At 60.7% G+C, this 21413-nt stretch carries 18 protein-coding genes; 9 read left to right on the plus strand and 9 right to left on the minus strand.

Annotated features, from left to right (window positions below):
- Positions 1-473: 473 nt before the first annotated feature.
- The 4 genes from VIZ63_RS17980 to VIZ63_RS17995 form a co-directional block, all read right to left on the minus strand.
- Positions 474-1388 (minus strand): hypothetical protein, encoded by a 915-nt coding sequence (locus VIZ63_RS17980; RefSeq protein ID WP_331611081.1) that lies wholly within the window; start codon positions 1386-1388, stop codon positions 474-476.
- Positions 1389-1492: 104 nt separating this feature from the next.
- Positions 1493-2389 carry a hypothetical protein gene (locus VIZ63_RS17985; protein ID WP_331611082.1) on the minus strand — a complete coding sequence of 299 codons (897 nt, stop codon included), beginning with the start codon at positions 2387-2389 and terminating at the stop codon, positions 1493-1495.
- Positions 2390-3451: 1062 nt separating this feature from the next.
- Positions 3452-4153: a hypothetical protein gene (locus tag VIZ63_RS17990; RefSeq protein ID WP_331611083.1), complete on the minus strand. Its 702-nt coding sequence runs from the start codon at positions 4151-4153 to the stop codon at positions 3452-3454.
- A gap of 230 nt (positions 4154-4383) precedes the next feature.
- Positions 4384-6531 (minus strand): adenosylcobalamin-dependent ribonucleoside-diphosphate reductase, encoded by a 2148-nt coding sequence (locus tag VIZ63_RS17995; protein WP_331611084.1) that lies wholly within the window; start codon positions 6529-6531, stop codon positions 4384-4386.
- A gap of 863 nt (positions 6532-7394) precedes the next feature.
- On the opposite strand from VIZ63_RS17995, the gene VIZ63_RS18000 reads away from it, so the two are divergent.
- The 3 genes from VIZ63_RS18000 to VIZ63_RS18010 all read left to right on the plus strand — a co-directional run bounded on the left by VIZ63_RS18000 (position 7395) and on the right by VIZ63_RS18010 (position 10237).
- Positions 7395-7838, plus strand: coding sequence for an Hsp20/alpha crystallin family protein (locus tag VIZ63_RS18000; RefSeq protein WP_331611085.1), 444 nt, complete (start codon positions 7395-7397; stop codon positions 7836-7838).
- Between the two features lie 190 nt (positions 7839-8028).
- Positions 8029-9369, plus strand: coding sequence for a DegQ family serine endoprotease (locus VIZ63_RS18005; RefSeq protein WP_331611086.1), 1341 nt, complete (start codon positions 8029-8031; stop codon positions 9367-9369).
- Between the two features lie 397 nt (positions 9370-9766).
- Entirely contained in the window at positions 9767-10237 is a 471-nt protein-coding gene (locus VIZ63_RS18010; protein ID WP_331611087.1) for an REP-associated tyrosine transposase, read from the plus strand.
- 185 nt (positions 10238-10422) lie between these two features.
- Here VIZ63_RS18010 and VIZ63_RS18015 read toward each other — a convergent pair whose 3' ends face one another.
- Positions 10423-11469, minus strand: coding sequence for an aminopeptidase (locus VIZ63_RS18015; RefSeq protein ID WP_331611089.1), 1047 nt, complete (start codon positions 11467-11469; stop codon positions 10423-10425).
- A 204-nt stretch (positions 11470-11673) separates the two neighbouring features.
- On the opposite strand from VIZ63_RS18015, the gene VIZ63_RS18020 reads away from it, so the two are divergent.
- On the plus strand, positions 11674-12903 hold the full coding sequence (locus VIZ63_RS18020; RefSeq protein ID WP_331611090.1) for a multifunctional CCA addition/repair protein: 1230 nt from the start codon (positions 11674-11676) through the stop codon (positions 12901-12903).
- 143 nt (positions 12904-13046) lie between these two features.
- Positions 13047-13940 carry an S-adenosyl-l-methionine hydroxide adenosyltransferase family protein gene (locus VIZ63_RS18025; protein WP_331611091.1) on the plus strand — a complete coding sequence of 298 codons (894 nt, stop codon included), beginning with the start codon at positions 13047-13049 and terminating at the stop codon, positions 13938-13940.
- A 107-nt stretch (positions 13941-14047) separates the two neighbouring features.
- On the opposite strand, the gene VIZ63_RS18030 is transcribed toward VIZ63_RS18025, so the two are convergent.
- Complete coding sequence (locus tag VIZ63_RS18030; protein WP_331611092.1) at positions 14048-15226, minus strand: class I SAM-dependent methyltransferase; 1179 nt, start codon at positions 15224-15226, stop codon at positions 14048-14050.
- 51 nt (positions 15227-15277) lie between these two features.
- Between VIZ63_RS18030 and VIZ63_RS18035 the strand changes: the two genes are divergently transcribed.
- On the plus strand, positions 15278-16024 hold the full coding sequence (locus tag VIZ63_RS18035; protein WP_331611093.1) for a pteridine reductase: 747 nt from the start codon (positions 15278-15280) through the stop codon (positions 16022-16024).
- A gap of 135 nt (positions 16025-16159) precedes the next feature.
- Here VIZ63_RS18035 and folK read toward each other — a convergent pair whose 3' ends face one another.
- The 3 genes from folK to tsaD form a co-directional block, all read right to left on the minus strand.
- On the minus strand, positions 16160-16642 hold the full coding sequence (gene folK, locus VIZ63_RS18040; protein WP_331611094.1) for a 2-amino-4-hydroxy-6-hydroxymethyldihydropteridine diphosphokinase: 483 nt from the start codon (positions 16640-16642) through the stop codon (positions 16160-16162).
- 69 nt (positions 16643-16711) lie between these two features.
- A complete protein-coding gene (gene folB, locus VIZ63_RS18045; RefSeq protein WP_331611095.1) occupies positions 16712-17074 on the minus strand; it encodes a dihydroneopterin aldolase in 363 nt (120 codons plus the stop codon).
- A gap of 60 nt (positions 17075-17134) precedes the next feature.
- Positions 17135-18169, minus strand: a complete 1035-nt coding sequence (gene tsaD, locus VIZ63_RS18050; RefSeq protein ID WP_331611096.1) for a tRNA (adenosine(37)-N6)-threonylcarbamoyltransferase complex transferase subunit TsaD — start codon at positions 18167-18169, stop codon at positions 17135-17137.
- Between the two features lie 296 nt (positions 18170-18465).
- Here tsaD and rpsU point away from each other — a divergent pair, with 296 nt between their 5' ends.
- From rpsU to dnaG, 3 genes are all read left to right on the plus strand, one after another.
- Positions 18466-18720 (plus strand): 30S ribosomal protein S21, encoded by a 255-nt coding sequence (gene rpsU, locus VIZ63_RS18055; RefSeq protein WP_331611097.1) that lies wholly within the window; start codon positions 18466-18468, stop codon positions 18718-18720.
- A gap of 87 nt (positions 18721-18807) precedes the next feature.
- Positions 18808-19254 carry a GatB/YqeY domain-containing protein gene (locus VIZ63_RS18060; protein ID WP_331611098.1) on the plus strand — a complete coding sequence of 149 codons (447 nt, stop codon included), beginning with the start codon at positions 18808-18810 and terminating at the stop codon, positions 19252-19254.
- A 291-nt stretch (positions 19255-19545) separates the two neighbouring features.
- Positions 19546-21363, plus strand: a complete 1818-nt coding sequence (gene dnaG / locus VIZ63_RS18065) for a DNA primase (protein ID WP_331611099.1) — start codon at positions 19546-19548, stop codon at positions 21361-21363.
- Positions 21364-21413 lie beyond the last annotated feature (50 nt).

The following is a 21413-nucleotide window of genomic DNA, read 5'->3' on the forward strand; positions in this document are numbered from 1 at the left end:
GTCACACACGTGACTGGACGCCGGTTGCAACCGTCACGCTCAATCCCGAGCGCGAATCGGTGGTGAACGCAGCGTTGCAGTTGGAGATGAAAACGGCGGCAGCCGCGTAGAACGAGCGGCAACTAGGTTGACATGCACCGACCCCGGCCCGGCACCGGAGGCGGACAGTCGCTCGGAAAGTTTTCCCGGTTTCCCGGCCCGGCACCGAACGCCGGCACGAGCCCACTGTGCCGGGCCTCGGATTCGCGGATCTTCGCCAGGCTCTGCACATTTCGCGATGACTTGTCGCAGGAGGAAACACGGAACCCTCCACGCCGCTTCATCTCGCTAGTTGTGGAATAAAATCCGCGAATCCGCGGTCCGGCACCGCGAAGGCACAAGAAAGTGTGTCCGCTGAAGTCTGGTAACTCCACCGGCACCCGAGACGTGAGGCATGGCAATCTAATCTAGGCGTCCTTCAAACACTGGTCAGCTCACCCGGCACCCGAGGCACGGGCACTACTCCAACTCGGCACACTACGAACCAATCGCTTACTTAGATTGACAAGCGTTCCGTTGCGCTTCTCGAGCCTTTGACGGACGTTATCCCATTCGACGAGCACAAGGACCTTCGTCACGATGCGTTCCTTGTTCTTGAAGTATGCAGTGAGTCCGACGGCAGAACTTTTGCTGCGCCTTCTATACCGCATGATTGCAGAGTCGAAAGCAGCCCGCGCCGCCTTAAGCGTCGGGTCGATGGTTTGCCGAACAAGCTTGTGCACGCGACCCAGCTCCTCCAAATAAACTCGCGCGGCCAGCATGAAATCTACCTCCTTTGGGCATTCATTCAGCACCTTCTTCTTGAACTTCGGATCTTGCTCGAGATGGTGGCGAAGCGTATATCCAGCAACGGCGTACTCCTGCCATTCCCGCTTTCCTCTTGGCGCCCATCCTCCTCCGAGGCTGAGACTGTGTACGGCAGACCCGTTGTGTTGAACGTGATTGCGCAGCGCCTCCATGAAGCGGTACTCAAACCTGTTGTTATAGCTTTCGTTCATCGCTGCCCTGACGAACGCATTGTCATGTCCGCACGCCTTAACCCTCTGTGGAACTTGGTCCACGTAGAGGCGCGCGGTGGTCAAGAAATTGACTGCTCGACGGTTTATCTCTGCACGAGCCTCGTTAAACTCATGATATTCAGTGCGGTAGTGAACCATCGCGGAGGCAGCAATTGAGAGAGCGGCCTGCTCGAGCTCGAGGTAGTTGCCAATCAGCAGGTCAAAGCTTTCTTCGACTGGAAATCCCGCGGTTAACTTCTGACGTGCGTCGGCGAGAATCTCAAACTCTTTCCTCGTGATTCTCAATGGCTGGGGCGGCGCCAGTACTGCCGGCTGTAAGTAGTACGTCATTAGCTATGCCTGCCTGTCCAATCTTTATCTGGCAATCAATGAGTACGCTTATTTATGGAGAAATCGATGCAGCCCTAGTGATGAGCTGCGATCCGAAAAATATGTCAGAGCACCGACCTCACCTGCACGTCTTCGCTTTTCGGCTTTAGAAATTTTTGAGCAAGTAGTCGCAGCTGCTCACTGACATCATCGATCGGGGCGGGCGTACTTGCGTCTGAACCTGTCTGAGGTGCATGCGCTCTGGCCTCGTACTCCGAGCTATGCCACTTGTCGTGAAGCTGCTTCTCCCACCATTCCGTCAGCTGCACGCATTGCTCAAACGACTCGAGGAAATATTGCACGTCCGTTGGCAAAAAACTTCCAGTTTGGACTCGTGCATGTTGACCGGCCTTACGAACGTATGTCTTGTTGGCCATCCCGCGATTGTGAATATAGACATCGCGAGTTGCCTTAATTTCCATATATCGATGAAAGGCACCACACTCAAGCAAATTAATCCCCATCTGTTTCTCGACTTCATCGGCGATTTCGGCGGGTGACTTGTACGCCAGCCTATTCAGCAGTGTTTCGACAGCATGGGCGTGCACCGCCTCGATCGACGTGCACTCCAAAATTGATCCGACGGCCACCTTCGTGTCGCTTCCCACTTTGTGCGGATACTTTAAGAATACGGCCCGCAAAAGGTCCTCCGTCATGGCCTCGACAATTGTGACCAGATGAAGTATTCCGTTACTCGCCAGCTGATTGATGGCAAGGAATTGGTACTGCGTCAGAAGTTCCTGCTTGCTGTACTTTTTTGTGGAGCTAATTGGCCTGTGATCTGCGGTCCAGCCAACAGGAAACGAAAGCTCGACTACCTCATTCGAGTCATCTTGGACTTTTCGATAAGCGATATCGAAAGCACCGTACGTGAGCTGTGCCAGTTCGCTTTGACGAAACAGAGTAGTTCGGGCGGCACAGGCGAGTTTGTTGAGCTGGTTCCCCAGATCTATTGTTGTCATTTTTTACGCTCCTGAGAGCGGCGGCTATTGAACGTCAGCGACTTTCGAAAGTATCGCAACTATCTTCGCGTTCTCGCTCCCATCAACATGCACCAATGCGTCGAGTCGGCGACCGTCCTGGCTTAACTCAGCCGTTCCGACCAGTGTGTACGGCACGAGCGGACCGCCGAGTATCGACTCACCGCCCTCCGTGAAATGAATTGAAACATCGATGCGCAGCGTTATCTGCGACCCGTGCAGCTGATATTTCCCCGAGTAGCAAGCCCAAGTATCTCCACCGACAACCTGCCCCGCGTGAAATGTCGCCACGCCTCCGGACTCGCGCTGCACTTTCTCGCCCGCAACTGATGCGAATCTCACTGTCCAATGCCCGTCTGGGGACATACGCGTCTCCGTTAAATCCAATGAAAAAAAAGCCCCGCTCTTCGGCGGGGCGTTCTTAGTCGGCCAGGTTAGTCCCCTTTGTGCCGTCAAACTAAAACGTTCTCTTCGCCAGTCATCGTCTCGTCAGATCAGTCCCCATCGAAATCTTTCGGATCGCGCGGAGAAGGACTCTTCGACAGGCTCAGGGCGAACGGAAGTGATGCCCGCTTCGCTCTCTCTGTCTTCGCCTTCATCACACTCGCGCGTCTCGCTCCAACGCATCAGATATGTGGACAGTCGCCCATCCTACTCATCCCGCTCCGTTGATTCATCAAGCGAGCGCATTTCATCCATCACATCTGTGAGGCGGGTCGCATTCGCTGCGCTCAAAGCTGCGCCGGAAGACACTAATCGGATGCCGTAGGCACCATCATGAGCAGCATCCAGATCCTGCCGCTGCGGGAACGACGCCACAGGTGTGCGGCTTCGCAGGGACGTTGTGGTGCGTCCCCAACCTACCCGGCCCCATTTTGCGTTGCTTGGCATTAGCTGCACTCCGCATCCCGTAACGTCCGGCTAAAGCCGGACCCACAAAAAGAATTGATGCTCACTGAGGCGACGGCGGATTCAGACCCACCGCTTTTCAAAACATCACCCGCATTTCGAATCGCCGTCCACGCGGGATGACGACTCCAAACGCTAACCGCATTTGGAGTCGCCACAGTTCAGACACGTCATGCATCCGTCCATCATGATCACGGCGGCTGTGCTGCACTTCGGGCACAGCTGCGCGCCATCCGGGAAGTCGCTCTTCGAGAACGCGTCGACCTGTTTGTTCTTGGCCTCGTACTCGGCCCTCTTCTCTTCGATGAGCTTCTTGCGCTCATCGTCCAGTTCCGGCTTCTTGAGCATGCCGATCATCTGCAGGTGCTTTTCGACCACATAGCCGAGTTCGGCAATGATCGAGGGCATGAACTTGCCGCCGGCCTGCCAGTAGCCGCCGCGCGGATCGAACACGGCTTTCATTTCTTCGACCAGGAACGTCACATCGCCGCCTTTGCGGAACACGGCGGAAATGATGCGCGTGAGCGCGACGATCCACTGGAAGTGATCGAGGTTCTTGGAGTTGATGAAGATCTCGAACGGGCGGCGCATTTCGTGCGTGGTGCCTTCGTTCAGGACGATGTCGTTGATGGTCACGTACATGGCGTGATCCGACACCGGCGTCTTGATCTTGTAGGTCGAGCCGATGAGCATCTCGGGACGCTCGAGCTTCTCGTGCATCCAGACTACGTTGGCTTCCTTGCGCGGCTCGGCAGCGAGCTTCGCGGCGGCCGCGGCTTTGTCTTCGGGCTTTTCGACCCGGTACTTGGTGATTTTTTTGTCGATCTTGATGGACATGATTGTCACTCCAAGCGGCGCTTTGCGCCGCTTACGTTGTGGCTAACTGGCTAGCTGGCCAACTGGCTCACCGGCCGGAGATTCGATCCCCTTACCGTCTGCCCATTGACCAGTCGACCGATAGCCGACGAATCCCAGAACCTGGCGGCGGCGAACCGGCTGCTGACTGAAAACCCAGTCTCTCCAGCCAGTTTGCCGGTTGGCCAGTCGGCCGGTTAGCCGACGAAGTTCTAGAACTTGCCGTAGTACCCCTCTTTAATGGCATCGAACAGATTCGCGGCGCTGTGCATTTCGCCGTCGTACTCGATCTCTTCGTCGCCTTTTGCTTTCACTTCGGTGCCGTCTTCGAGCGTGAAGACGTACGTGGTGTTCTTCAGGTCTTCCTCTTTGACCAGCACGCCCTGGAACGCTTCTGGGTTGAAGCGGAAGGTGGTGCAGCCTTTCAGGCCCTGTTCGTGGGCGTAGAGGTAGATGTCCTTGAACTGCTCGTAGTCGTAGTTGGTCGGCACGTTGGCGGTTTTCGAGATCGAGGAATCGATCCAGATCTGCGAGGCCGCCTGGATATCGACGTGCTCCTTCGGCGAGACGTCCTCGGCCGTCGTGAAGTACTCCGGCAGTCGCTCCGCCTGGAGGTTCGAGCCCGGCATCGCGCGCGGATTGATCAGCTCGCGATAGGCCAGCAGTTCGAACGAGAAGACGTCGACCTTTTCCTTCGACTTCTTGCCTTCGCGGATCACGTTGCGGAAGTAGTGATGCGCGAATGAAGGCTCGATGCCGTTCGAGGCATTGTTCGCGAGCGACAGCGAGATCGTGCCCGTGGGTGCGATCGAGCTGTGATGCGTGAAGCGTGCGCCGATCTCGGCGAGTTCATCGACGAGCTCCGGCGCGGCTTCGGCGACGCGCTGCATATAGCGGCTGTACTTCGCGTGCAGCAGACGGCCCGGGACTTTCTGGCCAACGCGCCAGCCATCCCTCGCCATCTCGGGACGCTTGCGCAGCATTTCCTGCGTGACCTCGAACTCTTCCAGCATGATCGGCGCCGGACCTTTTTCGCGGGCGAGATCCAGGCCAGCTTCCCAGCCGGCGATCGCCATTTCACGCGAGACGTTCTGGGTGAAGGCGACGGACTTCTTCGAGCCGTACTTCATGCACAGCATGGTGATGGTCGAGCCCAGGCCGAGGAAGCCCATGCCGTGACGACGCTTGCGCATGATTTCATCGCGCTGCTGGCCGAGCGGCAGGCCGTTGATCTCGACGACGTTGTCGAGCATGCGTGTGAAGACCTTCACGACCTTGCGGAATTCTTCCCAGTCGAAGCGCGCTTCGTCGGTGAACGGATCGAGCACGAAGCGCGTCAGGTTCACGGAGCCGAGCAGGCACGAGCCATACGGCGGCAGCGGCTGTTCGCCACAGGGGTTGGTCGCGCGAATGTTTTCGCACCACCAGTTGTTGTTCATCTCGTTGACGCGGTCGATCAGCACGAAGCCCGGTTCGGCGAAGTCGTAGGTCGAGGACATGATCACGTCCCAGACACGGCGGGCCGGCACCGTCTTATATATACGGCAGCAGACCAGGCCGGCTTCATTGGTGACGTACGGGTCGTGAATCGGCCACTCGCGCCAGACGTACTTGGTCTCATCGGTGGTATCGAGGCCTTCGGCGTCGACTTCCTTGCGGGTGACCGGGAAGGCGAGCTTCCATTCCTTGTCGCGCCGCACCGCTTCCATGAACTCATCGGTGATCAGGAGCGACAGGTTGAACTGGCGCAAACGGCCGGCTTCGCGCTTGGAGCGGATGAATTCCAGGACGTCCGGATGGCCGACGTCGAACGTGCCCATCTGCGCGCCGCGACGGCCGCCGGCGGAGGACACGGTGAAACACATCTTGTCGTAGATATCCATGAACGACAGCGGGCCGGAGGTATGCGCGCCGGCACCCGAGACGTAGGCGCCGCGCGGACGCATCGTTGAGAATTCATAACCGATGCCACAGCCAGCCTTGAGCGTGAGCCCGGCTTCGTGAACCTTGGCTAAAATATCGTCCATCGAGTCGGTGATGGTGCCCGACACGGTGCAATTGATCGTGGAGGTGGCGGGTTTGTGTTCCTGCGCACCGGCGTTCGAGGTGATGCGGCCTGCCGGGATCGTTCCCTTGCGCAGCGACCAGAGAAACTTGTCGTACCACTCGGTACGGACTTCTTCGCGTTCGACATCGGCGAGCGCCCGCGCAACGCGCTGGTACGTCTCGTCCATGCTCCTGTCGATCGGCGTGCCATCTTTAGCAGTGAGGCGGTATTTCTTGTCCCAGATATCGAGCGAGGCCTCCTGAAATGGAATGCTGTTGACGTCCATAGGCTCAAGCTTGATTGCTGTCTTCATACCGGATTGATCTCCCCGTGTTCTGTAGGGCGGGAAACCCTTTATATCCATCTGCACGTGCTTCGCTCTTCGGTGGGCGGGTGGGCGAGGCTGCGTACAGTCCTTCCTGACTCATGTGGGGCTGGATCCGGGCTGGTGACCAGGGTCGTTCCGTAGTCTGCAGAACGTGGGTTCCGCCGGTGATCGCGTACCACAACATATTGTGTCAGGGGAGGGAATCTATTCCGGAGTTGTGAGGCCGTCAACAGCAAATTCAACCCAGGCAATAACCAGAAAATCCCAGTTGAATTAGTGAATTAGCGCAATCCGCAGACTAATTCGCAAATGCAAGTTTCCTGACCCGGCTCCGCGGGGTGGTCGGATGGATCACAAGATCTTGTGGTCCAGTGAGATCCGCACAGCGAAGTCACAGCGCGCGCACAGCTCGTGCACGGGTTGTCCACAGAGATATCCCCAATTAGGCCCAGGTGGATAGCGGGGCGGCGTTCTGAAGGGCCGGGGCTCGTTCGGCTTTATATGTCCGACTACCACCGGAGGAAGTCCCGCGGGAAAGCCGGACCCACAGAAAATTATTCGGGTGTTTCCTGGTCGGACGCTTCGAGTGGTGTGGGTCCGACTTCAGTCGGACATATGAGCCCCTGGGCCCACAAAGCGCAAAGATCGGATCTGCGAACTTCAGTGGGACACGGGTCAGCCCGACCAGCGCGGTCGCTGAGGGCCGCGCAAGTCAGCCTTCGAGCCGGACCCCTGCCCTTCGCATCTCCCTCCCCGCCCCCCTTGAATCCGTCCGGCGCAGCCCCAGTTTTTTTCTCGGGCTCGCCGCCCAAGCGGCGATCTTCACCATCTACGTCAAGGAGACTTTCATGAGCCTCATACGCTATGAACCGTGGAGTCTGGTGAACCGGCTCCACAGCGACCTGGACCGTATTTTCGGCCGTGATTACCAGGATAACGACGACTCGCGCGGCGCCGTCAGCGACTGGATGCCCGCAGTCGACGTGCAGGAAACCAAGGATGCCTTCGTGCTGCGCGCGGACTTGCCGGGCGTGGACCCGAAGGACATCGACATCACGATGGAAAACGGTGTGCTCACCCTGCGCGGTCGTCGCCAGAGCGAACAGACCAGCGACGAGCGCGGCTATCGGAGGGTCGAGCGCATCAGTGGCGAGTTCTTCCGCCGCTTCACGCTGCCTGACGTCGCGAATGCCGAGTCCATATCGGCGCAGACGAACAATGGCGTGCTGACGGTGACGATCGCCAAGCGGCCCGAAGTCCAGCCGCGGCGCATCGAAGTGAAGACCTCCTGATCCGTGTTTTCCGGCCTCCCCTGCGCAGGGGAGGCCGGCGATTCTTGTCTCACGATTCCTTCTGCGCCGCTTTCTGCGACCGCCCGTGTCGGAACTTTCATCGCGGCAGAGGGCTCTTTTGAAGCGCGACCGCACGGTTCGCGGCTAGAATTCCCGACGCTTCGTATTGGCCGATTCGAGAGAACACTCCATGAGACAGACTTTCCGAGCGTTTACCGCCCTCGTTCTGTTCGCCAGCGTCAGCGCACAGGCGCAGCTACCGGAAAAAGTGGGCGACACGCCCGTTCCGTCGTTGGCGCCAATCATCAAGAAGACCTCGCCGGCCGTGGTCAACATCGCCACGCGCGGCACGATCAAGCAGGCACGCAATCCGCTGCTCGACGATCCGTTCTTCCGCCGCTTCTTCGATGCGCCGAACGTGCCGCGGCAGCGTGAATTCCAGAGCGCCGGCTCGGGCGTTATCGTGGATGCCAAGAACGGCTACATCATCACCAATGCCCACGTGATCGAGAACGCCGATGAGATCACCGTGTCGCTGCAGGACGATCGCCAGGTCAAGGCGGAAGTCGTCGGCAAGGACCCCGGATCGGATGTCGCGGTGCTCAAAGTGCCGACCAAGAATCTCATCGCCATGCCGCTCGCCGATTCTGACAAGGCCGAAGTGGGCGACTTCGTGATCGCCATCGGCAATCCTTTCGGCCTGCAGCACACGGTGACGTCCGGGATCATCAGCGCACTCGGCCGTTCCGGCATCAACCCGGAAGGCTATGAGGACTTCATCCAGACCGATGCATCGATCAACCCGGGCAACTCGGGCGGCGCGCTCGTGAACCTCGCAGGCGAACTCGTCGGCGTCAACAGCGCCATCTTCTCGCGCAGCGGCGGCAACATCGGCATCGGCTTCGCCATTCCCTCGAACATGGTGAAGTCGGTGATGACGCAGCTCATCGAACACGGCGAAGTGAAGCGCGGCATCCTCGGCGTGCAGCTGCGTAACCTGACGCCGGCGATCGCCGAAAGCCTCGGCCTCGCCAATGCCAAGGGTGCACTGGTTGGCCAGGTCATCGAAGACTCACCCGCCGAGAAGGCCGGCATCAAGGCCGGTGACGTGATCACGTCGGTCAACGGCAAGGTCGTATCGAACACCTCGCAGACGCGCAACCTGATCGGCTCGCTGCGCATCGGCGAGAAAGTGGATATCGGCCTGAACCGTGACGGTCAGCCACGTCGCGTGTCGGCAGTCATCGCCGAAGGCAACAACGCATCTCCCGAAGGCGCCGCCGAGATTCACGCAGCGTTCGAAGGCGCCGCCCTGGGCAATGCACCGAGCGGTGGCGGCGTGCAGGTCCAGACCGTTGCCGAAGGCAGCCCCGCGGCCGCCAGCGGCCTGCGACCGAACGATGTGATCGTCGGCATCGGTCGCAATCGCATCGCGAACCTGGAACAGCTGCGTGCAGCAGTGAAGGACGCAACCGCGTTCACCGTGACGATCCGACGCGGGAATGCGACGCTGGTGTTTCCGGTGGGGTGAGGCAGCTCGTTCGACTGAAGTCGAACCCACGTCAAGAATGAGAACCGAAATCCCCCGTGGGTCCGGCTTTCCCGTGGGGTTCCCTGCGGTCATAGCCGGACTCATGGGACATTCAATTGAGCCCTTCATCCCCAAGTCAGCGAGAAATTCGCCTCCAGCGAACGGCGGCCTGAGGTCAGGCTATCGTGAGTAGCCGAGACCTGGATCAGCACTTACGCAAGCGATTCGAGGCTCTTCTTGTGGGTTCGACTTTAGTCGAACATCTGCATCTCCAGACGTCCGGCTATGACCGCAGGGAATCCCACGGGAAAGCCGGACCCGCAGAAGAACCGGAGAAACAGCGGAAATTCTCGTTTGCAGCGAGACGATCAGCTCGCCCATGCGCCATGGAGGGTGCATGCCCTATACGTCTTTGCTGCGAGGTCGCACCTCGCTCAACGGTCACTACTACGTCGTCACGACGGCGACCGCGCATCGGCACCCGCTGTTCGCGTCACTCGTCGCGGGACGGGTGATCCTCAATACGCTGCGCGCCCAGGATGCGGCGGGACACACGCAGACGCTCGCGTGCGTTGTGATGCCGGATCATGTTCATTGGTTAGTGCGACTTGTCGGATCACAATCGCTGTCGGCGGTAGTGCGACACGTCAAAGGCCGCTCTGCGCATGACCTCAATGCACGAGCCCAAGGCGCAGGCCCTGTGTGGCAGAAGGGCTTTCACGATCATGCTGTGCGAAGCGACCAGTCACTCGAAGCGATCGCTCGCTACGTCATTGAGAACCCCATTCGGGCAGGGATAGTGAGTTGCATCGGTGATTACTCGCTTTGGCACTGTGCCTGGGAGCTACCTTGGGCTTTGTCCGGCTGAAGCCGGACCCACAGAGGAAAATGTCCGCTGCTTCAAGCCGCAATCCATCTTCCTTTGGGTCGACTTTCCCCCGTGGGACATCCTTCGGTCGTAGTAGGACATCTGAGACTCAAGATTTGCCCGCTTCCTCCCTGTGGGTTCGACTTTAGTCGAACGGCCCTGCTCCGGCGGTATGACACGATGACCTACCCCGCCTCCCCACACACCTCCCTCTGCCTCTCCTGCTTCGGCATCTTCGAAATCCGCCGCACCTCTTCATAAAATTTCGGCAGCTCGCCATTCACCGACGCCAGCACCCGCTGAAAGCCTGGCACGCAGCCGTGATACGTCGCGGCGGACACCAGGTGCGCATTGCCGAGCGCGCGGTCGAACCACCAGTCGTACCCGGTGAATCCATTCCATTGCGCGCGCAGCTGCACGTAGTCGAATTTCAAACGACCCAGGATCTGCTGTTTGCGGTGACGCATGTCGTCGATCGGAATCTTTGTCGCATAAAGCTCGCGCAGCTGTTCGCGGGCGCCGAGCAACAGATCGATGAACTGCTGTTGCCGCTCACGCTGTCGATGCCAGCCGTCCATGTCCTGCGCACGGCCATTGGACGTCAGCCAGCGCTCGAGGCCGGCCTCTTCGACTGTCGTTGCAAACGCTTCGTTGAATTCCGAATCGCCAGGGACGTATACGACCTGGTGCGCGAGTTCGTGAAACAGCGTCGCTGCGAGCTGTGCGTCGCTCCAGCCCATCATGGTGTTGAGCACCGGATCGCGGAAATGACCGAGGGTCGAGTACGCAGCTACGCCGCCGACCATCGCATCGCCGCCGCGGATGCGAATGCCGCGCGCATAACTTTGCGCGCTGTCTTCACTGAAGTACCCGCGATAGACCACGCAGCCCGCGATGGGGAAACACCAGCGGCGCGGCGCGACGGAGAACTCATCCGTCGCGAATACGTTCCAGACGACGTACGGCCGACCGAGATCCGCGTAGCTGCGATAGCTGTCGTTGTCAGGCAGCCCGAGTTCGCGGGAAGCGAAGTCACGCGCGGCCGCGACGTACTCGAGTCGTCCACGCAACTTATCGGGCGTTGCCGGATCCTGGATCACGTGGGTGATCGGCTCGCGCTTCGAAACGATCTGCATCTGGCCGCCCGCCGCCTGCATGAGATAGCAGCCGCTCAAGGGCAGGAGCAGTAAAAGCGTCAATGCGATGCGAAGTGCGGGGCACGGTGCGGGCATGAGGAACCACATGGCCAGTGCGAAGGTGACGATAGTGACGGAAGTGATGCGGAGCAGAAAGCGGCGCGCGTCAGCCTGACTGCTTTTGCGGTCACAGAGCACCGCTCGGATGGGAAGCCGGAACCGGACCCACCGGAGAAAGATTGGGTACGAACACGGCTATCCGCCTGCCCTTCCCGCTGCCACGCCACTACACTTCCCCACATGAAGACTTATCTCGTCGGCGGCGCCGTCCGCGATGAACTGCTCGGCTTGCCGGTGCGCGAGCGCGACTGGGTGGTCGTGGGCGCACGGCCGGAAGAATTGACGGCCGCGGGTTACAAGCCCGTGGGTAAGGATTTTCCGGTGTTCCTGCATCCGCAGACGAAGGAAGAGCACGCGCTGGCGCGCACCGAACGCAAGACGGGTCCGGGCTATCGCGGCTTTGAAACGCAGTTCTCGCCCGATGTCACGCTGGAGGAAGATCTCGAGCGGCGCGATCTGACCCTCAATGCGATCGCGAAGGATCCCGGGACCGGCGCGCTGGTTGACCCTTTCAACGGCCGTCGGGATATCGAGGCGCGTGTGCTGCGACATGTCTCCGGCGCATTCGTCGAGGATCCTGTGCGCGTACTGCGCGCCGCTCGATTCGCGTCGCGCTTCGCACCGCTGGGATTCACGGTGGCGCCAGAAACGATTGCACTGATGCGTGAGATTGCGGCCCGCGGCGAACTCGATGCGCTCGTGCCGGAACGGGTCTGGCAGGAAACGCAGCGCGCACTCGAACAGGACGCGCCGTGGGTGTTCTTTGAAGTGCTGCGCGAAGCACATGCACTGAAGATCATCTTTCCCGAGATCGAAGCGCTCTTCGGCGTACCGCAACCGGAGCAATGGCATCCGGAGATCGACACGGGTGTGCATACGATGATGGTGGTGCAACAGGCCGCGCGCCTGAGCCAGGATCCGATCGTGCGTTTCGCCGCACTGGTTCACGACCTGGGCAAGGGCACGACGCCGCCTGGTGAATGGCCGCGACACGTCGCGCACGAGCATCGCAGTGCGAAGCTCATCGAGTCGTTGTGCGCGCGGCTGCGCATTCCGACCAACTATCGCGATGTGGCGGTACAAGTTGGCCGGCATCACCTGCTGGCGCACAAGGCCAAAGAACTGCGGCCGTCGACAGTGCTGGAGCTGCTGGAGAATCTCGACGCGTTTCGCCGACCCGAGCGATTCGAGCAGTACGTACTGGCGTGTGAAGCGGATGCACGTGGGCGCAAGGGTCTGGAGGATCGCGACTACCCGCAATCGACTTATCTGCGACAGGCACGCGAAATTGCAGCGAGTGTGCGACTGAGTGAGGACGAGCGCGCGGGCCTGGATGGACTCCAGATTGCGGAGCGCATGCGCACGGAGCGGGTGGCGCGGCTGGCGGCGTTGAAGGATTCGTCCGGCTGAAGACTTAAAAGGAAGCTCTGATTAATCCCGTACTCGTCACTCCCGCGCAGGCGGGAGCCCATCCGATAGATCCCCGCCCACGCGGGGATGACGAATGAATCGAGGTTCCTCAGCTTGACGAGCAACACTCTTCCGGGCCGCTCATGAAAGCACTCAAGTCTCTGCTGCTGATCCTTCTGCTACTCCCGCTTACGGCTTTCGCCAAAGCGCCCCTCGTCTTCATGACCGACTTCGGCGTGCGCGACGGTGCGGTCTCTGCAATGAAGGGTGTTGCGTACGGAATTTCGCCGGATCTGCTGATCTCGGATCTGAGCCACGAAATCACGGGGATTTTCGACGGTGCCTACCGGCTGTATCAGACAGAAGAGTTCTGGCCGCGCAGCACCGTGTTCGTGACCGTGATCGATCCGGGCGTTGGCACGTCACGCCAATCGGTCGTTCTCAGGACGCGCAACGGCCAGTACTTCGTCGGGCCGAACAATGGCCTCTACACACTGGTCGCCGAACGCGAAGGCATCGACGAACTGCGACTCATCGACGAGAAAGTGAATCGACGGCCGGGATCGGCAGGCTCGTACACGTTCCATGGCCGCGATGTCTTTGCCTACACCGCGGCGAAACTCGCATCGGGACAGATCACGTTCGAGCAGGTCGGGCCCAGGCTGCCGAACAGCGACCTGATTTCGATTCCTTATCGACATGCTGAACGCCAAGGCGACGTGATCACCGGCGGAATCCCGGTGCTCGATGTCGCGTATGGAAATGTGTGGAGCAACATCCCGCAGTCGATGTTCGACGAACTCAAAGTTCGCGTCGGCGAGCCGCTGAACGTGCGCATCTACAACGGCACGAAGCTGGTCCACGAAGAGCGCATTCCGTACCAGCACACATTCGGCAATGTGCCGGTCGGCCAGCCGCTGATCTATGTGAACAGCTTGATGAACATCGCCATCGCTCTGAACCAGGGCAACTACGCCGTCGCTCACGGCATCGAGTCGGGTGGCGAGTGCTGGATGGAGATCCAGAAATCAAAGTAACCGCAAAGAACTTGACCGACAGGAAATCCCATGGGGCATAGAGCGAGCACAATGCCGTGCGGATTTTGTGTTCTATTCGGTTGCCCCGTTCTTTGCAGGTATCCCTCTTATAGCGACCCGGTGAGATCGCGACTGCCGAAGCCGCGCAGTGGGTGATCGTAGTTCGACGTCAGGCCGATCACCTTGAAGCGCTCACCCATTTCTCCGGGCAAGGTCAGGACCATCACCTGGCGCGCGAGCTGTACGCGCTCAGTCACCGGTTGTTCGGCGATGTTGGCCATGAAAGTCTCGATGCCGCAGCCGATCAGGAAATGCGCCTGGGTCGTGAAGCCTGCAACGCGCATGCCGGCATCGCTGGCGGCGCTTGCGACCGCGGTGAAATCCACCCACGCGCCGATGTCCTGCACACCTACGTGGATCAGCGGCAGATCGTGGAATCGATGACGGTAGTGACACAGCAGCGTGCCTTCGCTGCGTTCTGCCCGGTAATACTCCCGTTGCGGCAGGCCGTAGTCGATGAACAACGCCGCGCCCTCGGCCAGTGTATTGGCGAGCCCGGCGATCCAGGGGACCAGACGCAGATTCACTTCGGACAGATAGCCATCCGGGAAGGGTTCGCCATTGGCGCGTTCGATCGCGCGCACCGCCAGTTCGAGCGCCGGATCGGCATGTACTTCGGACCAGTCGAGCTGGCCGAGTTGCCAGGTCACGCCCACTGCATTCACCTGCGTGCCGCGAATCCGGAAACGCTGCACCGGCAATGCATCCAGCACTTCGTTGGCGATGATGACGCCGCGCAGAGCGGTGGGCCATCGATCCAGCCATTGCACGCGCGGCAGCAGATCGGGAACACGCGCGGCCAGCGTTTGTTGCTGACGTTGGCGCAGGTCCGCACTGACTTCGAGAATCAGGTAGCGTTCCGGCAGACACTGCTGACTGGCCAGTTCCGCGAGAATGTCGGCAGCCATCACGCCCGAGCCGGCGCCGAGTTCGAGCACGTCGCCGCCCCCGAGGGTCTGGAGCACCTCGGCGCATTGCGACGCGAGACAGCGGCTGAAGAGTGAGGAAATTTCGGGTGCAGTGACGAAATCGCCGGAACTGCCGAGCTTGATCGAGCCGGCGCTGTAGTACCCGAGCCCGGGCTCGTAGAGGGCCATTTCCATGAACCGTTCGAAACTGATCCAGCCGCCGTGGGTTTCGATGGCGTTGCGAATGCGCTGGACCAGCTTGTCGCTATGGGCGACTTCCTCTGGCGTCAGCGGAGGCAGATCGGCGGCGGTGCTCACGATGCCTCGCGTGCTGTTGCAACCGGGGCCAGTTCGGCGAACATTACGGTCATGACTACTTCGGACTCTCTTGCCGGGCGGGTCGTGCTGATCACCGGGGCCGCGAAGCGCCTCGGTGCGGCGTTGGCCCGTGGCTTTCATGCACACGGCGCCAGTGTGGCGATTCATTACCATCGTTCGGCGGCTGATGCCGAACGGCTGCGGGACGAATTCAACACGAGCAGGAGGAATTCCGCCATCGCCGCGAACGCGAATCTGCTCGATGTCGCGCAGTTGCCCGCTCTGGTCGAGCGCACACTGGACGCTTTCGGGCGCCTCGATGTGCTGATCAACAATGCCTCGACCTTCTATCCTACCCCGGTCGGCCGCATCGGGGTCGAGGAGTGGGACGACCTGATGGGCACGAACCTGAAAGCGCCTCTCTTCCTGTCGCAAGCGGCGGCGCCCGCGCTGCGCAAGGCTCAAGGGCTGATCATCAACATGATCGACATTCATGGTCAGCGACCCCTGGCCAGTCACCCGGTCTACAGCTGCGCCAAAGCGGGATTGGTGATGCTGACGAAATCGCTCGCGCGCGAACTGGGACCCGAGGTGCGCGTGAACGGCATCGCGCCGGGACCGATTCTCTGGCCGGAAGGCGGGCTCGACCCGGAATTGCAGGACGAGATCATCGCCAAGACGCAATTGAAGCGTCGCGGCTCGCCCGAGGACATCGTGCGCACGGCGCTGTTCTTCGCGACCGATGCGCCGTATGTGACGGGGCAGATTCTGTCGGTGGATGGCGGAAGAAGCGTGTGAGTGCGGAGGCCGCGAGGTTTTTCTCCGTTCGCGTTGAGCCTGTCGAACGTTCTTTGGCTCTTGCAGAGCTTCGACCCTTCGGCAAGCTCAGGGCGAACGGAACAAGAGCCAGGTTCCCTGCTCGCTCGTTCGCCGCTAGACCCTCACTTGCGTCATCTCATGCCCCTGCTGATCGAACGCACCCCACAACTCCCGCATCGATTTGTGCAGCGTCGGATGCACGACATCCGGCGCGATGTCGGCCATGGGCTTCAGCATGTACGCACGCTTCACCAGGTCGGGTCGCGGCAGCAGAAAGCCCGGCTCGGTACTGATGACGTCGTCATAGAGCAGGATGTCGAGATCCATCGAGCGTGGCGCCCACTTCAGCGCATCGGCCGCACGACCACAGAGCGCTTCGACGGATTGCAGTTTCTTGCGAACATCGACGAGTGAATCCGTCGTCGAGAAACCGACCACCAGGTTGATGAAGTCGTCGCCCTCGAATCCCACGGCCTTGTTGCGATACGCGGGCGAAATACGCAGCGGCGAGTAGATGCGCTCCAGCGCATCCACGGCCTTGCGGAGATTGGCCTCGGGACTGACGTTGCTGCCGGCGGCGACGAAGACGTCAGTCATGGGAGGGCCGTAGCGCCTGGGAGAGAAGAGTCCGGCTGAAGCCGGACCCACAATAGGAAAGTGCGTGGGTCACGCGTAGTCCGTCGCACGGCGTTCGATTTCGATCCCGACGTCGCGCGCGCCACGAATTGCGCCGCGCTTGTTCAGGTGCACCCTGACCCACTGCACGCCGAACTCGGTGATCACGACTTTCGCGATCTCTTCGGTGAGCCTTTCGACGAGCTGAAACTGCGATTCGCCGACGAATGCGATCAGGCGCTTCGCGACTTTCTTGTAATCGATGGTGTCTTCGATCCTGTCGCTGGTGGCCGCCTTGCGGATATCGGCTGCCATTTCGATATCGATCACGACGGTCTGCTTGACGCGGCGCTCCCATTCCCAGATGCCGACGATGCATTCGACGCTCAGCGCGCTGAGAAAAATCTTGTCCATGGAGCTTAGAGGAGTGGGCGAGAAATGAGGGCGGCAATGATAGACCAGACGCGGTCGCGACTAGCCGCTGAAGCGCACAGCCGATGGCTGCTCCAGCGTATTCAGAGGCCAGCGTGCCGTTGCACGAATCTTCAGATCGTCATGCTCCCCGGCCGCGAGACGGCGATAACCCGCATAGGCGATCATGGCCGCGTTGTCCGTACAGAACTCCGGACGCGGATACGAAACTTTCACGCCGCGGCGTTCACCCAGTTGCGTCAATGCCTGGCGCAACGCCCGGTTCGCGCCGACACCACCGGCCACGACCAGCGTGTGAAAACCCGTCTGTTCCAGTGCGCGATCGCACTTGGTCACCAGCGTGTCGACCACGGCCTGCTGGAACTCCGCCGCCACATCGGCGCGCGTCGTATCGTCGAGCTGGCGATCGCGCACCGCCACGACGACCGCGGTCTTGAGGCCGCTGAAACTGAAATCGAGACCGGGCCGGTCGAGCATCGGCCGCGGCAGTCGCAGCGTTCCCGGTTTGCCGCTGTCCGCGAGGCGCGCAAGCGCCGGACCGCCGGGATAACCGAGCCCGAGGAGTTTCGCGGTCTTGTCGAAGGCTTCGCCGGCGGCGTCGTCGACCGAGGAGCCGATGATTTCGTAGTCGCCGATGGCGCGGACTTCGGCGAGCAGGGTATGGCCACCCGAGACCAGCAATGCCAGGAAGGGGAACTCAGGCGGTTCTGGTTCGAGCATGGGCGCCAGCAGATGCCCTTCGAGATGATGGACGCCAACGGCAGGCTTTCCCCATGCAAAAGCCAGGCTGCGCGCTACCGACGCCCCGACCAGCAGGGCCCCCACCAGGCCCGGCCCGGCGGTATAGGCGATGCCATCGACCTCGGCAGCCTCGATTCCAGCGTCGTCGATCGCCCCTTGAATGAGCGGCAGCAGTTTGCGGACATGGTCGCGGGACGCAAGTTCGGGCACGACTCCGCCATAGGCGGCGTGCAGGTCCACCTGGCTGAACAGGCGATGCGACCGCAGCCCGGCGTGGCCGTCATAGATGGCGGCTGCCGTTTCGTCGCAAGACGTTTCGATTCCCAATACCTTCATAAGTCGCTCTTGGCCTGTTTTCCGTCGCACGTCGCTGGTCGAGGACGCAAAGAAGTAAGTGTTTCGCCCCGAACAGGGTCCGTTCCTACCCCTGGTGGCAGGGTCAAAGGTCGCCGATACCCGATAAATCGGGGTCCAGACCACAATAAGCCGCTTTTTCAGCGCCTACCTTTTGATTTTCGCCGCCCGCCTCATTAGACTTCCGCGCTCTTCGCCCGCCCCCTTCCCCAAGATTCCCTATTGGAGCGGTTCGCGGCAGGGCAATTCGAGCAGATTGAAGTACATCAGAGGTAGCGATGCCGAGCGTCCGGATTCGAGAAAACGAGTACTTTGATGCCGCATTGCGGCGCTTCAAGCGCGCCTGCGAAAAGGCCGGGGTGCTCACGGAACTGCGGCGCCGCGAATTCTACGAGAAGCCCACCCAGGAACGGAAACGCAAGAAGGCGGCTGCGGTCAAGCGCCACCAGAAGCGTTCGAGCCGGGATTTCGTCCCTGCTCGCGGTGCGCGGCCAGCGGCCCGTCCGGCCGCACGGCCAGCTTCCCGCTACTGATTGATTCCTCCTCGCTGGTCGGAGCTCTTCCGACCAGCGGGTGACGGGCTCTCCCCGTCGCCTCTCTCATAATTCGCGGATTTGCCCATGTCTCTCAAAGAGCGCATCACCGAAGACATGAAAGCGGCAATGCGTGCCAAGGACAGCGAACGTCTGGGCACCATCCGCATGGTCACTGCGGCCATCAAGCAGCGCGAAGTCGACGAGCGCATTCAGCTCGACGACACGCAGGTGCTGGCCGTGCTCGAGAAGATGATCAAGCAGCGCAAGGAATCCATCGCGCAGTTCCAGGCGGGTGGTCGCGAAGACCTCGCCGCGAAGGAGAGCAAGGAAATCGAACTGCTGCAGGTGTACCTGCCAGCGCAGCTCTCGGAAGCCGAGCTCGATGCATTGATCGCCGAAGCCGTTGCCGCCTCAGGTGCAACTTCCATCAAGGAAATGGGCAAGGCCATGGCGCTGTTGAAGCAGTCCGTGCAAGGTCGCGCCGACATGGGCGTGGCAAGCGCCAAGCTGAAGGCGAAGCTCGGGGCGTAAGAGAGCTCGTTGTCGTCCGCCCTCGCCTTCCTGGCCGGACGTTTCCCGCCCGCGCTCGGCTGAATGCCGAACCCACACCGAGAAAGAGCGCGCAGCGAAAGAAGAATCAGGGTTCTTCCTAGCTAAAAACGTGCCACAGGCGCACGCATTTTCGCTGCGGTCGAAAGCAGTTCTGGCCCGTGTTTTGCCGGGAAAAATCTATCGCAGCGAATCGTCGCAACGCTATTTGATAGTGCGATTCGCGGGCTTATTCTTCGCCACCATTGCCGCTGCCATCGTGCTTATCAATCAGTGTCAGGACGTATCCCACAATATTTCATCGATGAGCTGGTGGCCCGCGCGGACATCGTCGAACTGATCGGCAGCCGCCTGCCGCTCAAGAAACACGGCAAGGAATTCAAAGCCTGCTGCCCGTTTCACGGCGAAAAGACGCCGTCGTTCACTGTCGTCCCCGACAAGGGTTTCTATCACTGCTTCGGCTGCGGCGCGCACGGCACCGCGCTCGGCTTCCTGATGGACCACGATCACCTCGGCTTCGTCGAAGCGGTGGAGGATCTCGCGGCGCGCGTGGGGCTCGACGTACCTCATGAAGACGGCGGCACCGCTGTACGCGCAGCGGCGCCGAGCGATGCGCTGTTCGCCGCGCTGGACAAGGCCGCCGCGCTCTTTCGCCAGGAATTGCTCAGCTCCGATCGCGGCAAGGATTACTTCAAGGCGCGCGGACTCACAGGCGATACGGCCTCGACGTTCAGTCTGGGCTACGCGCCGGACTCGTGGGACTTCGTCCTGCGCCATCTGGGCACCTCCGACGCCGACCGGCTCAAGCTGCAGCAGGTCGGACTCACGATCGAGCGCGAAAAACGTCCGGGCGTGAACACCGCCACGGGCTACTACGATCGTTTCCGGGATCGCGTGATGTTCCCCATTCGCGATGCGCGCGGCCGCACGATCGGTTTCGGTGGACGCGTGCTCGACAAGGGCGAGCCCAAGTACCTGAACTCACCCGAGACCGAACTCTTCCATAAAGGCCGCGAACTGTACGGGCTGTACGAAGCCCGCCAGGCGTCGCGAACCCTGACGCGCATCATGGTCGTTGAAGGCTACATGGACGTCGTCCGGCTGCATCAGGCAGGCATCACGTATGCGGTGGCGACGCTGGGAACCGCGACGACACCCGAGCATTTGCAGAGGGTGTTCCGCATCTGCAATGAGCTGATTTTCTGCTTCGATGGCGATCGCGCAGGACGGGCAGCAGCGTGGCGCGCGCTGGAAAACTCCCTGAGCCAGATCCGCGATGGTCGCCAGATCCGCTTCCTGTTCCTGCCGGATGGGCATGACCCGGACTCGCTGGTCGGCGAGGAAGGCCGCGAGGCATTCGAGGCGCGACTGCAAACCGCCCTGCCGCTGTCGGAATACTTCCTGAATCACATCACCGCGCAGGTCGACATTCAGACGGTGGACGGCCGGGCCCAATTGGCCGAGCTCGCGCGGCCCCTCCTCGATCGCATTCCGGAAGGGGTTTATCGCGAGCTGATGAGTGAGGAAGTCGCGAAGCTGGTGCGGATCGACGCCTCGCGGCTGAATGCCGTTCAGGGTCGCGAGACGCAATCCCAGCAGCGACCGCAGGAAACGTTACGTCCGCGCATTCCGCCAACTCCTGGTGGCCGCGGCAGCGTCGTTCGCCAGGCGATCCGAACGCTGGTGCACTACCCTGAAATTGCCCTCAAGGCTCCGTCCTCGGAGGGACTGGAAGGCATCGAGCGGCCCGGCATTCCCCTCCTGATCGAGCTGCTGAACGAACTGCAGGAAAATCCGTGCGCAAATACCGCAGCCCTGCTTGAACGCTGGCGGGGTCGCCCCGACTTTGATCCTCTGTTCAAGCTCGCGAGCAGCGAGTACCCGGTCGATGCGGCCGGTGCGGCCCGGGAACTGAACGATGCTCTCGCACAGCTATTCCCTGAGCGAAGTGATCAGCGCCTCCATGATTTGATGAGAAAGAAAGCCCAGGAAGGGCTAAGCGATTCCGAACGCGCTGAATTGCAAGGATTTTTAACCAGACCTCAACCACAGGCCGATGTTGCTCCGGAACGAACCGGACATCGAACCTAGCAGTTGAATTTCAATCAAAGTAGACTGCGCGGTCTTTTTCAGCCCGCGCA

This window comes from Povalibacter sp. (genome assembly GCF_036520495.1).
In the GTDB taxonomy this organism is placed as follows: Bacteria; Pseudomonadota; Gammaproteobacteria; order Steroidobacterales; family Steroidobacteraceae; genus Steroidobacter.